At 57.2% G+C, this 15,224-nt stretch carries 13 protein-coding genes and 1 tRNA gene; 2 read left to right on the plus strand and 12 right to left on the minus strand.

Annotated elements, in window-relative coordinates:
* Positions 1-12: 12 nt before the first annotated feature.
* The 6 genes from neuC to J7412_RS11660 all read right to left on the minus strand — a co-directional run bounded on the left by neuC (position 13) and on the right by J7412_RS11660 (position 6,387).
* Positions 13-1,134 (minus strand): UDP-N-acetylglucosamine 2-epimerase, encoded by a 1,122-nt coding sequence (gene neuC / locus J7412_RS11635; RefSeq protein WP_209078813.1) that lies wholly within the window; start codon positions 1,132-1,134, stop codon positions 13-15.
* Complete coding sequence (locus J7412_RS11640) at positions 1,131-1,892, minus strand: hypothetical protein (RefSeq protein ID WP_209078814.1); 762 nt, start codon at positions 1,890-1,892, stop codon at positions 1,131-1,133. The genes neuC and J7412_RS11640 overlap by 4 nt, the downstream gene beginning before the upstream one ends.
* A gap of 3 nt (positions 1,893-1,895) precedes the next feature.
* The gene (locus J7412_RS11645; protein WP_209078815.1) at positions 1,896-2,831 is read right to left on the minus strand and encodes a glycosyltransferase family 92 protein; all 936 of its coding nucleotides are present in this window, start codon (positions 2,829-2,831) and stop codon (positions 1,896-1,898) included.
* Positions 2,828-3,946 (minus strand): capsular biosynthesis protein, encoded by a 1,119-nt coding sequence (locus J7412_RS11650; RefSeq protein WP_209078816.1) that lies wholly within the window; start codon positions 3,944-3,946, stop codon positions 2,828-2,830. The genes J7412_RS11645 and J7412_RS11650 overlap by 4 nt, the downstream gene beginning before the upstream one ends.
* Before the next feature lie 6 nt (positions 3,947-3,952).
* Entirely contained in the window at positions 3,953-4,984 is a 1,032-nt protein-coding gene (locus J7412_RS11655) for an N-acetylneuraminate synthase family protein (RefSeq protein ID WP_209078817.1), read from the minus strand.
* 98 nt (positions 4,985-5,082) lie between these two features.
* The gene (locus J7412_RS11660) at positions 5,083-6,387 is read right to left on the minus strand and encodes an ATP-binding protein (protein ID WP_209078818.1); all 1,305 of its coding nucleotides are present in this window, start codon (positions 6,385-6,387) and stop codon (positions 5,083-5,085) included.
* A 39-nt stretch (positions 6,388-6,426) separates the two neighbouring features.
* Here J7412_RS11660 and J7412_RS11665 point away from each other — a divergent pair, with 39 nt between their 5' ends.
* Both J7412_RS11665 and J7412_RS11670 read left to right on the plus strand, forming a co-directional pair.
* Positions 6,427-7,341, plus strand: a complete 915-nt coding sequence (locus tag J7412_RS11665; protein WP_209078819.1) for an MBL fold metallo-hydrolase — start codon at positions 6,427-6,429, stop codon at positions 7,339-7,341.
* Between the two features lie 105 nt (positions 7,342-7,446).
* Positions 7,447-7,521, plus strand: a tRNA-Asn gene (locus J7412_RS11670).
* A gap of 185 nt (positions 7,522-7,706) precedes the next feature.
* Here J7412_RS11670 and speB read toward each other — a convergent pair.
* From speB to J7412_RS11700, 6 genes are all read right to left on the minus strand, one after another.
* Positions 7,707-8,546: an agmatinase gene (gene speB, locus J7412_RS11675; RefSeq protein WP_209078820.1), complete on the minus strand. Its 840-nt coding sequence runs from the start codon at positions 8,544-8,546 to the stop codon at positions 7,707-7,709.
* Positions 8,543-9,712, minus strand: coding sequence for a carboxynorspermidine decarboxylase (nspC, locus tag J7412_RS11680; protein ID WP_209078821.1), 1,170 nt, complete (start codon positions 9,710-9,712; stop codon positions 8,543-8,545). The genes speB and nspC overlap by 4 nt, the downstream gene beginning before the upstream one ends.
* A 123-nt stretch (positions 9,713-9,835) precedes the next feature.
* Positions 9,836-11,047 (minus strand): saccharopine dehydrogenase family protein, encoded by a 1,212-nt coding sequence (locus J7412_RS11685; protein ID WP_209078822.1) that lies wholly within the window; start codon positions 11,045-11,047, stop codon positions 9,836-9,838.
* A gap of 31 nt (positions 11,048-11,078) precedes the next feature.
* Complete coding sequence (gene speA / locus J7412_RS11690) at positions 11,079-12,968, minus strand: biosynthetic arginine decarboxylase (protein WP_209078823.1); 1,890 nt, start codon at positions 12,966-12,968, stop codon at positions 11,079-11,081.
* 238 nt (positions 12,969-13,206) lie between these two features.
* On the minus strand, positions 13,207-14,298 hold the full coding sequence (locus J7412_RS11695) for an aromatic ring-hydroxylating dioxygenase subunit alpha (protein WP_209078824.1): 1,092 nt from the start codon (positions 14,296-14,298) through the stop codon (positions 13,207-13,209).
* Positions 14,298-15,182: a MurR/RpiR family transcriptional regulator gene (locus J7412_RS11700; RefSeq protein WP_209078825.1), complete on the minus strand. Its 885-nt coding sequence runs from the start codon at positions 15,180-15,182 to the stop codon at positions 14,298-14,300. The genes J7412_RS11695 and J7412_RS11700 overlap by 1 nt, the downstream gene beginning before the upstream one ends.
* Positions 15,183-15,224 lie beyond the last annotated feature (42 nt).

A 15,224-nucleotide genomic window follows, 5' to 3' on the forward strand; every position in this document is an offset into this window, starting at 1 on the left:
ACATCAAGCCTTTCAGGCGTTGTCCTGAAAGGCTTTTTGCAGGCCCTGGGTCCAGAATGTGTCGCTGTTGAGCAGATCCACAAAGCGGTCTGCGGAATGGCCTTCACCAAAGCCTGTGTGCGGCGCGTGGGGCTTGCCCCATTGGATGGACAGGAAATCACGGATTGCGGCGCGATCAGAGGCGGCGCAGGACATCACAGACCCTGCTTGCGCGCGATTGGTCTGACGGGTGCCCACATCCAGTGACGGCAGGCCGAGGAAGGGCGCTTCACGCACACCTGCGGAGGAATTGCCGATCATGCAGGCGGCATTTTTCATCAGCTCTGAAAAATGATTGAACCGCATCGACGGATATTGACGGAAGCGGTCTTTGGGTAGCGCGTCGAGCACTTTGAAGATGTCTTCAGAACCGGGATCATTGTTGGGTGCAATCACGATGAAGTTTTTGCCCGATGCGTTCAATTCATCAAACAGGTCTTTCGCCTGTGCGCCCATGGTGGCCTGCTCTGAGGTGACCGGGTGGAAGGTCACAAGACCAAAATCGTCAAACGGAATGTCGTAGTGTGCCTTGACCTGATCCAGCGTCACACCGGACGGCCCCGCGTGGAAATCCAGCTCTGGGGAGCCGATCACATGGATCGCACCCTCCGGCTCTCCCATCGCCATCACGCGTTTTTTTGCGGCGTCGGAGCTGACAAAATGGTGGCTGGAGAGCTTGGTGTTGCAGTGGCGGTAAATCTCATCAATCGTACCGGAGACCTCGCCGCCCTCGATATGGGCGCAAGGGATGTAGTTGGTCGCCGCCACAAGCGCGCCCGCTAGCGCCTCGATACGGTCGCCATGCACGACCACCAGATCCGGCTTGGTTTCGGTGATGTAGTCTGAAAATCCCACCACGGTTTTGGCCAGAATGATATCTTGGGAGTCACCGGGACGCTGGTTGAGGAATTCGTGTTTGGTCACACCAGGCATGCGGTGCACTTCGATCTTGGTCAGCCCGTAGCGCGCCAGCATATGCATGCCGGTGATGAAAAAAGTCACGTCAAAGCCTGCATCCCGCGCCGCAACGGCGAGCGGTTCCAGCTTGCCAAAATCCGCACGGGTGCCGGTTAGGAAGAGGAGGGAGCGGGTCAATGTGTGATCTCTTCGATAATGGTGTCTACTTTGGCCTTGAATGCCAGTGTAGCGTCGCGGCATGTCTGCAGCATTTCTGGTGTTGCGATGCCGGTATCGAGTTTGTCCTTCCAATTTTTGGGCGTCGCATAGGCGGGTTTGAAGCGGTAGCCGTAAAACTTGTTTGAAAACGGAACGCAGATTGTTTTGCGTCCCATAAGCAGGGACCAATAGACACCGTGATACGAGTTTGACACAACCGTCTTGCCACTCGCGATAAACGCCAGCGCTTCTTCAAGGGAATTGCAGTTGTTTGATAGTTTGGGCATGTCTTCCGGGATGCCGAGTTTCTGTTTCTCGGTCTTGCCACCATGAAAGTAGAACACTACGTCGTGTTTAGGGGGGAACGCCGTATCAAACAGAGGCGACATACAGCTTGCACAGGGAGCGTAGTCATAGCGCGTGTCACCATAATCGCGGCTCCCGATCAGATCGCAGAGTTGGCGCGCGCGGCTGTATTTGCGTGAAATCGGGAAGGTTTGTCGTGTGCCCACACCCCAAGCTATATGCTTGACGCCATCTTGCTTGAGAATGCCGGCTTCATCAGCGAGCCCGCCGAAGATTTTGCCGCCGCCGTAAATTCCTATTTTGTAGTCTGGGCTTGGCGTGCGCAGGTCTTTGGCTTGTGCATCCGGCCAGTCAAAATAGTCAAAGGGGCTGCACATTGCATCGCCAACATTTTTGGTGTCGCGCAGGTGTTGAAACATCAAAGCGGACATGGATTACCCTCGAAATTTGTCTGCAAAATCATTGGCGTGTTTGACGCCATGGCGGGAGAGAAACTCCAAAGCGGAATTGTCTGTGATTGGGTTAGCTTCGATCAAGATCTGTTTCTCCCGCAGAGATTTTGCCCGTGTGTCGTTGGAAACTCCAGACACGGCTCCGCGGTTGATTTTGTCATCGGTTTCCTGTCGGGACAGTAGATAATAGTGATTGAGCTGCAAAACTTCGTTCGTCACAAAGGCGGACGATTTGCGTGTTTTGTTACTCGCGCTCTGACCCAACGTATTGACCGTTTGTTTGCCCATACTAGCGGTTTCAAACTTGTGCACACTTACTTTGGTGACATTGGTAGGATCGATGATGCATTTGAAATTCAGCAACGGGCCTGATTGCTCAGCTGCGCGTTCAGTGTAGTTAAACGGAATTGGCCTTTGTGTCGGTGTCTCGTGTCCATTGTGGCCAAACATCGCCCATGGCAAAGAAATATTGCTGTGAGCCTCCAGCGGTTTCAGAGCCTCCGGAATAGACATTGCGTCTTTAGGTACGATGTACTCATCCAGATCAACCATGCTCATCCAGCGAAATTTGGATCCGAAGGTGCAGAGCGCATGGCAGTAGGCAATTATCTGACGGGGCAGGATCAAAACTGGTGAGTCGGTTTCTGTATGCAGCTGCCAAGGTATGACAGTGACCTTCATTCCCTTGAAATTGCGCGCTATCTCGGCTGTGCGATCCCCTGACATATTGTCGTAAAGAATGACCTCTCGCACACCTGCAAGCGAGTGAAATGTCAGCCAGTCTTCGATTCTGCGCTCTTCGTCTTTTGCGATGGCGACGAGAGCGATGCCATGGCGATCAGCATCCGGTTTCGGCGGTCTGATGGAGATGCGGGACGCACGTCCCTTTTTTCTGGACTTGGAAAACGGCCAGATCATGTTTTGCCCTGCCAGATGCCTGAAGTGTCGTTGTCGCTCAAGCGTTGCGCAATCAGGTCGAACGTCGGTGTTTCTTCGATGTTCGGGTAGTAGACCTGATCTAGAAAAGACATGAAGGCGTCGCGAGCTTCGGTTGAGAAGGAAAGCGTGTCGGGCTCTGCAAATAGTGATGTCAGTGCAGCCGTGTCGGGCGCGCGCATGGCAACGCCATCAATGGCCCAGTAACACTGTCCGCAAGCCACCACTGGTTTATCATAGAACATCGCTTCAAGACCGACAGAGGAATTCACCGTGACGACACCGCGGCTTGTGGCGACCTGCGAAAAGGTGTCATTAGCGTTGTCCAAAAACACTTTGCCGGGCAGGGCGCTTTGGATCTCGGCGGCGAAGGATTCCGGCGCGGTGGGGTGTTCCTTGATGCGGATGTGCCATCCTTCTGGCAGGGCCTCTGCGGCTTTGGCAATGGCGTCTATCAGGTGCGGAACGGTGGGGAAATTGCCGCCAAATAGGCGCAGCTGGCTGTCACCCGGTGTCTGGAGTGCCACAAAGATAAAGGGATCACTGAGCAGAGGGGCATCTACGGCTTCGGCGTCTCTCAGAGCGCTGCGCTGTTTGATCTGGCCTTTGATCTCGCGCCAGTTGCGTTTTTCTGCTGTTTCATACCAATCTGCGTAAGGCGTGATGTCACGCGGCAGGCAGCTGGCGTTGTTTACGCCCTGTGGGTCCACGGTGATCCGGCCCGGAAAAGGCCCAAGCTCAAAGAACAGAGTTTTGGCACCTGCGGCCTTGGCGCCCTGCATAAACACCCGGCGCGTGCCGTTAAGCCCGTTCCAGCAGACCGCAACCTGATCGGCGTGTTTGGCAAAATAAGCGCGTGCGCCATTGTATTGCAGCTTGAGCAGCCACAGATGCAGCGCCTGCGAAAGGCCGCTGGCACCGCGGTCTTTGGACATATCCAGCGCTTCGCGCGCCACTTCTGCGGTTTCCGGCCAGCCGCGTAGGCTGAGCGGGGCCAGTTTGCACCAGTGGATCGGCCCGCCTTCTGAGAGTACGCGGGCAATGGTGGCGCGCTTCTTTTTGCGTGGATCCAGACAAGTGAATTGGAAGTGCTGCATCTGGCCTCAAACCTCCAGATCTTCCCATTTCACCTGGGTGTTGCGGGTGACCGCGCGTGTCAGGGTTTTGCCAACCACTTTGTCAAAGTCGTAGCCGGGAATTTCGCCGGAGCCCGGGCGGCGGGCCCAGATGTCTTGTTCGGTGATCACATGGCCTGCGGGCAGGTCTTTATCGGCCACGACAGAGGCGCGGGCGAAGGCATAGACGGGCTCTTCGGCCTCAGTACGCTGTTTGGGGTTGTTGGCAGCAATCCAGATCTCGCGGGAGCGCTCGATCAAAAAGCGCAGCTCGGATGGGTCCATCGAGTTGATGATATCGGGGCCCTGACGGTAGCGGGTGTCGGTATAATGACGCTCCAGAATACAGGCGCCAAGCGCCACAGAGGCCAGTGCCATTTCCGGGCCGATAGAGTGATCAGAGAAGCCCACAACTGCGTTTGGGAAGGCATCTTTCAGATCGGTCACGCCACGCAGGGAAACGATTTCAGGCGGGGACGGGTAGAGGTTGGTGCATTCCAGCAGAGCGTATTCGACGCCGGCCTCTTCGAGGATGGCGACAGAGCGCTGCATGGTTTCGATGGTCTGCATTCCGGTGGACATGATGACCGGTTTGCCAAAGGACGCGATGTGGCGGATCAGGGGCAGGTTGTCGGCCTCACCAGAGCCGATTTTGAAAGCGGGTACATCCGCCTCGGCCAGAAAATCTGCGGCTTTGCGCGAAAACGGCGTTGAGATGAAGATCATGCCGAGCTCTTCGGTGTAGCGCATCAGCTCCAGCTCTTCTTCGCCGGACAGCGCGCATTGCTCCATCACTTCCCAGATCGAGACATCTGCGTTGGGCGGGAAAATCTGCTTGGCCTCTTCGGTCATTTCATCATCCACAAAATGGGTTTGATGTTTGACCATTTCACAGCCTGACAGGGCGGCGAGGCGCACCATCTCTTTGGCCACGGCCAGATCGCCGCCGTGATTGATGCCAATCTCTGCGATCACGAGGGGCGGGTGATTGGGGCCAATGTCACGGTTTCCAATACGCATAACGCTTCCTTTTATTTGTCTTTTCCGTCGCAGAAGGGTGACCTGAGTGCTACCGCCTTCGGTGGCAGGTGTAAAGCTGGGCCGACGTTTTCGCGGGTTCAGCGCCCGAGGACAAGATCGGCGCGCAGCCCGCCAAGCTTTGTGCTCTCGCCAAGGCGCAGGATGCCGCCGTGGGCACGCGCCACATCAGCTGCAATAGATAGGCCCAATCCCACCCCCATGCCTTTGTTCTGGTTGCGGCCCGGTTCCAGCCGCGCAAAGGGTTTCAGGGCTTCTTCATAGCGCTCCGGCGCGATGCCGGGGCCGTCATCCTCCACCCGTATACGGACGTATTTCTCGGTGATCTCGACGGAGACCTCGGCACGGGTGCCATAGCGGATGGCGTTGCCGATCAGATTGTCGACGGCGCGGCGGACACTGGCCGGGCGCAGCGGAATTTCGCCCGCCCCGACCGGTTCATTCAGAGTGACCGCTGCGCCGCTGCGGGTGTAGCTGTTGACGAGATTCTCCACGAGCGCCGTTGGATCGATGTCTTCGCTTTCGTCCGCATATACGCCTCGGGCAAAATCAAGAAAAGCATCCAGCATGCGCTGCATCTCCTCAACGTCTTTCTCCAGCGGCTCGCGGTCTTCGTCCTCCAAAAGCGACAGCCCGAGTTTGAAGCGCGTGAGCGGCGTGCGCAGATCGTGGCTGACGCCCGACAGCATCAGCGTACGTTGCTCGATTTGGCGCTCAATCCGGGCACGCATGTCCAAAAAGGCATTGCCCGCAGCGCGCACTTCGATGGCACCGCGCGGAGAGTAGGGCAGGGAATGCCCACGTCCGAAGGCCTCGGCAGCCACTGCCAGCCGTTTGATCGGGCGCAGCTGATTGCGCAAATAGAGATAGGCGACAAAGGTCAGTAGCGCCCCAAAGACCAGCATGTTCACAAACAGCTGGTGGGAATTGGAGGCCGAAACGCGCTTGCGGTCAAATTCCACCACCAGAGGGCCTGAGGCTGTGGCCAGATTCAGCACAACTTTGCTGTCATCGATCAGCTCAACGGCCTGCACATCCGGCAACAGCTTCTTGAAATCGCGCGTCATAATGATGCCGGAGAAATCATACCAAAGACGGGTGTCCGCCGTGGCGAGCACCTCGGGATGGGACACCGAGATATCCAGCGTTTCCAATACGGTGGGCAGCGCGTCTGGGTAGGTGTCGCTCACCTCCATGGCCTCAAGAACCAGCATGACTTCGCGCGATGTGGCAAAGGTCATCTGTTCTGTCACGCCTTCAAAATGGCGGCTGACCAGCACAAAAGACACCACCACCTGCAACAGTACCACCGGGAGGATCAGGATCAGCGCAGCGCGCCCGTAGAGGCTGCGCGGCATATAGTGTTTGAGCCAGCGAAAAAACATGCCTACACCTTGGTCATTGACTATCCCGAGAGGACGACAATGGACCCGCAAATCTTGGCTTTCAACCCTGAACCCGGTGTGCCCGAGCAATTGGAACCCAATGTGCGGCGGCTGTTGTGTCCCAACCCGTCCCCCATGACCTTTCGCGGCACCAACACTTATCTGATTGGTAAGACAGAGATCGCGGTGATTGATCCGGGTCCGCAGAATGCCGAACATCTGCAAGCCATCCTCGCGGCCCTGACACCTGGGCAGAGCATCACCCATATTATTGTCACCCATGCACATCTGGATCATTCCCCGCTGGCCAAAGCTTTGTCCGAGGAGACCGGGGCACCGATTTATGCCTATGGGGATGTGGACGCCGGGCGCAGCGCAGTTATGCAGGAGCTCGCAGACAGCGGTCTGGCTGGCGGCGGGGAGGGCGTCGATGCGGATTTTATGCCGGACCGGGTGGTCTGTGGGGGCGAAGTGCTACGCGGACGTGGCTGGGCGCTTGAGGTGATTCACACGCCCGGACATTTCGGAAACCACATTTCGCTGGCGATGGAGGACATCTGTTTCTGCGGAGATCATGTGATGGGTTGGGCCAGCTCGCTGGTGTCGCCGCCTGACGGGGATCTGACAGATTTCATGGCGTCCTGTGAAAAGCTGCGCGCACGCGACTGGCGGGTGTTTCACGCAGGCCATGGTGCACCGATTGACGATCCTGCAGGGCGCCTTGATTGGCTGATGACGCATCGCAAGGGGCGGGAGGCAGAGATCCTGAAAGCTTTGCAAGACGGGCCAGCAACCGCTCAAGCGCTTGCGGAGATGATTTACGTGGAAACACCCGCTGCCTTACTGCCCGCAGCCACGCGCAATGTCTTTGCACACCTCATTGATTTATATGGAAAAAATATGGTGTCTGCGCCGGTCGGATTGAGCGCTGAGGCGGTTTTTGAACCTCTGTAAAAGTTTTTTGCGGAATTTCAAAAAACTTCCAAAAATCCTCTGGACGTCTCTTAAAAGCAAAGCTATACCCCGCCACATCTTCTGAGGTAGCTCAGAGATGCATGTTCCGGCGTAGCTCAGCGGTAGAGCAGTTGACTGTTAATCAATTGGTCGTAGGTTCGATCCCTACCGCCGGAGCCATAAAAAGCCCTTAAGTCGCAAAGACTTGAGGGCTTTTTTGTTTTTTGTGAATTGGGCTAAAGACCAGCAATCACAGGCGCTCAAAAACGCCGTGTGATGCCGATTTGGCTACTTCAAATACATTCACTGAAATAGCAAAACACGGCCGGATCGGCCGTGCTCTTTCGTCAATACGCTATCTGGAACTAAAGCGCCATCAGGCGATATACGATCTGGGCAGCGGTGAAATCCCAGGCTTCTTCGCCATTGGGGGCCAGTTCTACCACATCAAAGCCCACGCAGCGGCGGCCTTTGAGGGCGTGTTCGACCAGATGCAGTGCTTGGTAGAAGCCGAGGCCGCCGGGGACCGGCGTGCCGGTGGCGGGCATTTGGCTTGGGTCGAGGCCGTCTACGTCAAAGCTCACGTAGACCAGCTCCGGGAAGTCTTCGGGCAGGTCGATAGCGTGGATATTGTTGACCACAAGTTCTTCTGCATCGACATAAAAGACATTGTTTTCTTTGCGACTTTCGGCCTCTTGCGGGCAGAGTGCGCGGACGCCGAACTGGGCCAGTCGGATGCCATCTTCAGACAGGAGATGCATGACCGAGGCGTGAGAGTGTTTTTCGCCCTGATAGGCGATGCGCAGATCCGGATGGGCGTCGATTTGCACGATGCCGATGGGTTGGCCCAAAGCGCGGGCTACGCCGCTAACAGCGCCGTAGCTGAGGGAATGCTCGCCACCAAGTGTGACGGGCAGTTTTCCTGCGTTCACAACAGCTTCGGTCTTGGCGGCCAAGCGCTCCATGACCTCGGGCAGCGGGCCGTTACAGTCCAGCGCAGCATGGGTGTAGATGCCTTTGGCGCAGGGCTCGATGCCTTTGCAGAGGCGCTCAAGCTCGTTGGAGGCTTCGATGATGGCGGCGGGTCCGGCCTCTGTGCCAGCGCCATAGGAGACGGTGCGCTCCAGCGGCACCGGGATCACGTGGAAAAACGCGTCCTCAGTACGCTCGGCTTCAGTCAGTTCGCTGTCCAGAAAAACGCTCATGACAGGCGCTCCTTAAAATCAGTGTAGTCAAATTCGCGCACCATGGTGAGCTCGTCGGTTTCGCTGTTCCACAGGGCAATGGCGGGCAGAGGCACGCCGTTGAAGGTGTTGGTTTTCACCATGGAATAATGCGCCTGATCGAGGAAGGCAAAGCGCTGGCCGATCTCAAGCGGCTGCGCCCATGTGTAGTCGCCAATCACGTCGCCCGCGAGGCAGGAGGGGCCGCCAAGGCGATAGCTGTGTCCCGCGTTCGTCTCATCCAGAAGGGCCGGGCGATAAGGGGCTTCGATCACATCGGGCATGTGGCAGGTGGCGGAGATATCGGTGATCGCCAGATCCATACCGTTGGTGGGCAGATCGAGGATTTCGCCAACAAGAATGCCGGCATCCAGCGCCACGGCTTCGCCCGGCTCCAGATAGACCTCTACACCATAGGTGCTGCGGATTTCTTGGATGAAGGATATCAGCGCCTCGCGGTCATAATCCGCTCGGGTGATGTGGTGCCCGCCGCCGAAGTTGAGCCATTTGAGATCTGCCAGATAGGGGCGCAGTTTGGGCTCCACCGCCGCCCATGTGCGCGCGAGAGGTTCAAAGCCCTGTTCACACAATGTGTGCATGTGCAGACCATCCACGCCTTCAAGAATTCCCGGGGTGAGTTGGCTCACCGGAGTGCCCAAACGCGAGCAGGGGGCGCAGGGGTCATATTTGGGGATTTCGCCCTCGGAATGTTCGGGATTGATGCGCAGACCGATCTGAACTTTGGCCGCTAGAGCTTTGTTCAGAAAACGGTTTTTCTGTGCGGGGCTGTTGAAGATGATGTGGTCAGAAAGCGCGAGGATGTCGTCGATATCGCTGTCTTTGTAGCCTGCACAGAAGGTGGCAACTTCACCGCCGTATTCCTCGCGGCCCAGACGTGCTTCATAGATGCCACTGGCGCAGGTGCCGCCGAGGTATTGGCGCACCAATGGCGCCAGAGAGAACATGGAAAAGGCTTTGAGCGCGCTTAATACATGGGCGCCGGAGCGGTCAGAGACATCTTTTAGGATGCGCAGGTTGCGCGTGATAGCGGCCTCATCCACCACAAAACAGGGGCTGGGCACACGGCTGAGATCGAAGTCGCGAAACGCGCCTGCGTCCCCGGCCTGGGTTTGCATCATATCAGACATCTTTGGCTCCACGCGGCTGAGGATGGAAGGGGGCGCGGCCCCCGTCACCGCAGGCGGTGACTCCCCCGGGATATTTGGGGCAAGAGGAAGGGGCGGCCCGTATCAGGCCGCCGCATTGCGTGTTTAGAAATCGACCGGACCGTCGAGTTCATGTACCTGCCAGGGCAGGCCGTGTGCATTGAGCATGTCCATGAAGTTGTCCGGATCCAGCTGCTCCATGTTCCACACGCCGGGCTCTTTCCAGTTGCCTTTCAGAACCTGCGCCGCGCCGATCATGGCAGGAACGCCGGTGGTGTAGGACACCGCCTGAGAGCCGACTTCTGCATAGCACTCTTCGTGGTCGCAGATGTTGTAGATGTAGAAGGTCTTCTCGCCGGAGCCGTCTTTGGCCTGGCCGGTGGCAATGTCGCCAATGCAGGCTTTGCCTTTGGTCAGCGCGCCCAGATCACCCGGATCGGGCAGCAGGGTTTTCAGGAACTGGATTGGAATGATTTCCTGGCCGTCATGCATCACCGGATCAATGCGGGTCATGCCAACGTTCTGCAGCACCGTGGCGTGCATGATGTAGGCATCGCCAAAGGTCATCCAGAAACGGGCGCGCTCGATTTCCGGGAAATGCGTCGCGAGGCTTTCCAGCTCTTCGTGATACATCTGGTACATGTTTTTCATGCCAACACCGGGGAAGTCGAATTCCACCTTGTTGGTCAGCGCCGGGCTGTGCTGCCATGCGCCGTTTTCCCAGTGACGCACCTCGGCGAGCACTTCGCGCAGGTTGATCTCCGGGTTGAAGTTGGTGGCAAAGGCCTGCCCGTTGTCGCCGCCATTGGCATCCAGAATGTCGATCTGGCGGATGGTGTCGAGCTTGTGTTTCTTCAGCCAGGTGGCAAACACGGAGGTCACGCCCGGATCAAAGCCGGAGCCGAGGATGGCGGTCAGGCCGGCTTCTTTGAATTTGTCCTGATAGGCCCACTGCCAGTGGTATTCAAACTTGGCCACATCTTCGGGCTCGTAGTTTGCGGTGTCCAGATAGTGGCAACCCGCTTCAAGACAGGCATCCATCAGCACCAGATCCTGATACGGCAGGGCGAGGTTCACCAGAAGCTCGGCACCGGTCTCTTTGATCAGCGCCACGGTGGCGGCCACATCCATGGCGTCCAGCTCTGCGGTCTTGATCTCCACGCCCACGCGCTCTTTCACACTTGCGGCGATGTCATCACATTTGGATTTGGTGCGGCTCGCCAGCGTGATCTCGCTGAAGATATCGGCATTCATCGCCATCTTATGAACGGCGGCATGGCTGACGCCACCAGCGCCGACGACAAGTGTCTTTCCCATGAGGTTCTCCTGACTGTTGGTCTTCAGAGGGTTATTCAAAATAGGTGTATCCGTTCATCGAGTCCCGATAGGCTCCGATGAGGGTTTTGCGTTCTTTGGATTGCAGGTGGCCGGCGGAGATCGCCTCATCCACCATTTTGCGGAAAGCGGCAATGCAGTCTGCCGGGTCATATTCCACGTATGAGAGCACCTCGGCGATGGTGTCACCTTCCTGCTCATGCAGCAGGTCAAAGCCGCCATCGGCGCGCAGATCAATGGTCACCACATTGGTGTCGCCAAAGAGGTTGTGCAGATCGCCCAGCGTTTCCTGATAGGCGCCCACAAAGAACACCCCGAGGTAATAGGGGCGATCTTCGGGCAGGGTGTGCACCGGCAAGGAAGGCGCGATGTCTCCTGCAAGAATGAATTTGTCCATCTTGCCATCGCTGTCACAGGTGATGTCAGAGAGCACCGCACGTCGGTCCGGCATCTGGTTGAGCATTTGCAGCGGGACAATCGGGTGCAGCTGGTCGATGGCCCAGACATCCGGCAGCGATTGGAACAGAGAGAAGTTGCAATGGTAGACGTCGGCCACCTGTTGCAGCTCTCGATCCAGATCGCTGTTTGGTTCACTTTCGCGCGCTATCACTTTGATATCAGACATCAAACGCAGGAAGATGCGCTCCGCACGCGCCATCTGGCGCAGGTCGATATGGCCGCGGCGAAAAAGCGCGCGCAGCTCGTCGCGGTAGAACCGCGCGTCGTTCCAGCATTCCTGCACGCGCGCCGGAATGAGATAGCCGCCAATCGCTGCAAGGTCTGTGACATAGTGGTGGTCGTCTGGCTGCACCTCTGGCGCATCGGGTGCGTCGTAGAGCGTGCTTTCGAGCACATCAAACACCAGCATGGAGGATGTAGCAGAGACCGCGCGACCGCTTTCTGTGACCAGCACCGGATGGGGCAGCTCCGCCTCATCCATGGCGTAGCCCACCGTTTCCACAATATTGGCGCAGTATTCTTCGACCGTGTAGTTGATCGAGTTTTCAGAGGCGCGTTTTTCACCGGTGTAGTCCACGCCCAGACCGCCGCCGAGATCCAGATGGGTGAGCGGCACGCCTTCGCGGGTGAGTTCGGTGAAATAACGGCAGGCCTCAGAGACGGCGCGGCGCACATCGTTCACATCTGGCACCTGACTGCCGAGATGGGAGTGCTGCAGCTTCAGGCAATGCAGCAGGTTTTCGTTGCGCAGACGATCCACCACGCGCAGAAGCTGATCGGTGTTCATGCCAAAGGCGGAGCGGTCGCCGGAGCTGCTTTGCCATTTGCCGCTGATCTGGTTGGTGAGTTTCACCCGCACCCCAAGCAGCGGATCAATGCCCAGCTCTTTGGCAACCTCAATGACGATCTCCGCTTCTTTTGGGCTTTCCAACACGATGACGGTGTTGAAGCCCAAACGCTGTGACAGGATTGCGAGACGGACAAACTCCGCGTCTTTCACGCCGTTACAGATGATCAGCGCCTCTTTGGAAAGCCGATGCGCCAAAGCAATCACCAGCTCCGGTTTGCTGCCTGCTTCGAGGCCAAATTCATACTGACGCCCAAACTCCACAATGCGATCAACCACTTGCGACTGCTGGTTCACCTTGATCGGGAAGACACCGCGATAGCTGCCACGGTAGTTGGTCTTGATGATCGCTTGCGCAAAGCTCTCGTTGAGGTGCCGAATTTCCGCTTCAAGAAAGCTTTTGACACGCAGCAACAACGGGCTTGCGATGCCGCGCTGCTGGAGATCTTCGAGAATGCCGGGCAGGCTGATCGGCTTTGCGTCCGGAAAAGCCGGATCACAAAGCGCGACATCACCGTTCGGCAGAACAGTGACCAGTCCTTTGCTCCAACGATCGATGCCGTAAATGGAGTCAGAAAGCGGCTGTTCATGGGACATGAGAACAAACCTTAGCTGATATTTGATAAGATGGAAGAAGGGGCAGGCGATAACGCGATCGCAGGCGACTAGGCGGGCTCTATTTGCCCCGCATTACGAAGATGAAGCCATTTCATCTGAGCACACTCCCAAGCCATTTCTCAGCGGCAACGCTGCATGAAACTGCGCTGGCCATTAAGTTTGCAAAGACCCTCTGTCAAATGAAAAAATCACTGCCGTGCAGAAATCCTCAGAGGCGTCACCCGGAGGAGGCTTTGTCAATTGCCGTGCGCATCCAGCGTTGCAGGTGCATGACGGGATGCTCGGAGTTCACGCCGCCTTTTGGATCGACCACCAGCGGGCCTGGCTTGTAACCGCGCGATTGCAAGCCACGCTGCACGGATTCGACCAAGGTGATGTCCTCAGCCACCGTTGTGTCGCGGTCTTGCTGGGCAAGCTGGCGCAGCTTCGGATCCTCTGCGCCACCAACGGAATACCAACCGCGCCAGACCAGCACATGATCCGCATCCACCGCGCGCCAATGATAGGTGTTCAGCACATTGCCGGGATAGACCTGAAAAGAAAACATCGGCCAGAGAAACCAGCTGGAATATTCGTCAAAATGCTCAAAGCCGGAATGAATGTCATAGGTCATATCCTCAAGGCTCTGGCATTCGGTGGTGTGACGCAGGCATTTGCCCTGAGGTTGGATGTCATAGGTTTCAGGCTTCACCACGCCGCTTGCAAAGGTCGGATGATTGAGCGCGCAGTGATAGCACTCTGAGTAGTTTTCGACCGAGACTTTCCAGTTGCAGCGCTCTGGGATTTCGACCCATTCCAACGGTTTGAGATCGGCCCAATCGGGCACCCATTCAGACAGCTCGGCCCGTGCGTTTGGAAACCACTTCTCCATCGGTGCCGCCTCCGGATCAAGGTTCACAAAGAGAAAGCCCAGGAACTCTTCTGCCTGAACTTCCGTCAGGCAAACCGTTGATTTGTCAAAACCTTCCAGGGCCTTTAGATTGGGGCCTGCGCGCAGTTGGCCGGTAAGCTCATAGGTCCATGCGTGATACGGGCAGACGACAACACGGGTGCGGCCTGTGCCTTCGACCAACTGGTGTGCGCGGTGCTGGCACACATTGTAGAACACGCGGATTTGCTGATCCTGACCCCGGATCGCAAAGAGGCTTTCGCCCGCGATGTCAAAGGTAGCGTAGCTGCCCGGGTCGGGGAGATCCGAGGTATGGCAGGCGAATTGCCACGTCTGCGCCAGAAGACCCTGTTTTTCGATCCGGAAGACCTCCGGATCGGTGTAATAGCGAGCCTCCAGCGAGCGCAGAATGTCAGCCATCACCCTTCCTCATGATAAAGCCCCAGTTTGTGTCGGCGGGCGTGAAAGGTTTCGACACGCGCCACCACCTCGTCGCTCGCAACCGCAATCACAAAAGACAAAAGCGTCTCCAAGAGCGCGATGATGCTGACGGAGGAGGGAAAAAACTGTGGCGTGTCGCAGGAGACAAGAAAGCCGTGATCCGCGGCCCGGATGATCGGGCTTGCCGGACTGTCGGAGATGGCAATGATGCACATGCCCTGATCGCGTGCGGTTTCCACCGCCTGCACCACCTCAGAGCGGTAAGGGCGGCAGGTGATGGCGATCAGGACATCTTTGCCTGTCGCCCAGGCCAGATCGTCAATGGGCGTGGAGCCCGGTTTGGGGATCGCGTGAAAACGCACCATGCCTGTGGAGGCCAGATAGGTGAAATTGCGGGCGTTGGAATTGTTGACCCCCACGCCGAGCGTGAAGACATTGTCAGCGGCCCAGATGGCTTTGGCAGCGGCGTGAAGGTGTTCTGCACTGATCCCGCCAAAACTGTCTTCAATATTGCGCAGGGTGCTTTGCACCATATCCGCATAAAGCCCGCCCAGATCGCCGGATTTCTGAATGTCCTGTAGTAGACGCGCACGGTCGGGAAAATCCGCAGCCCCGCGGCGGATCGCCTCGCGAAACGGATCGCGGAAATCATCGTAGCCCTCAAACCCCACCTGCCGTGCCATGCGCACAACGGTGTTGGGCTTCACATTCGCGGCCTCGGCGATTTCACGCACGGTGGACACCCCCACGTCACGCGGGTTTTCCAGCACATAGGTCGCCGCCTTGCGCGTCTCTGGCGTCAGCGCAGGCAGTTCTTCCGCCAACCGCTCCAGAATCGTATTTGACACATTTGTACCATTCATGATTGACGATGGTATTTTTGATCGCTTAGCCTGTCGAGAGAA

It is taken from the genome of Shimia sp. R9_3 (genome assembly GCF_017743755.1).
Taxonomy (GTDB): domain Bacteria; phylum Pseudomonadota; class Alphaproteobacteria; order Rhodobacterales; family Rhodobacteraceae; genus Shimia.

Excerpts from the sequence above, each read along its gene's own strand:
- J7412_RS11695 (WP_209078824.1), bottom strand. The coding sequence starts at position 14,298 with ATGGCTGACATTCTGCGCTCGCTGGAGGCTCGCTATTACACCGATCCG.
- J7412_RS11700 (WP_209078825.1), bottom strand. The coding sequence starts at position 15,182 with ATGAATGGTACAAATGTGTCAAATACGATTCTGGAGCGGTTGGCGGAA.
- speA (WP_209078823.1), bottom strand. The coding sequence starts at position 12,968 with ATGTCCCATGAACAGCCGCTTTCTGACTCCATTTACGGCATCGATCGT.
- J7412_RS11685 (WP_209078822.1), bottom strand. The coding sequence starts at position 11,047 with ATGGGAAAGACACTTGTCGTCGGCGCTGGTGGCGTCAGCCATGCCGCC.
- J7412_RS11650 (WP_209078816.1), bottom strand. The coding sequence starts at position 3,946 with ATGCAGCACTTCCAATTCACTTGTCTGGATCCACGCAAAAAGAAGCGC.
- J7412_RS11640 (WP_209078814.1), bottom strand. The coding sequence starts at position 1,892 with ATGTCCGCTTTGATGTTTCAACACCTGCGCGACACCAAAAATGTTGGC.
- nspC (WP_209078821.1), bottom strand. The coding sequence starts at position 9,712 with ATGTCTGATATGATGCAAACCCAGGCCGGGGACGCAGGCGCGTTTCGC.
- J7412_RS11660 (WP_209078818.1), bottom strand. The coding sequence starts at position 6,387 with ATGTTTTTTCGCTGGCTCAAACACTATATGCCGCGCAGCCTCTACGGG.
- J7412_RS11665 (WP_209078819.1), top strand. The coding sequence starts at position 6,427 with ATGGACCCGCAAATCTTGGCTTTCAACCCTGAACCCGGTGTGCCCGAG.
- speB (WP_209078820.1), bottom strand. The coding sequence starts at position 8,546 with ATGAGCGTTTTTCTGGACAGCGAACTGACTGAAGCCGAGCGTACTGAG.
- J7412_RS11655 (WP_209078817.1), bottom strand. The coding sequence starts at position 4,984 with ATGCGTATTGGAAACCGTGACATTGGCCCCAATCACCCGCCCCTCGTG.
- J7412_RS11645 (WP_209078815.1), bottom strand. The coding sequence starts at position 2,831 with ATGATCTGGCCGTTTTCCAAGTCCAGAAAAAAGGGACGTGCGTCCCGC.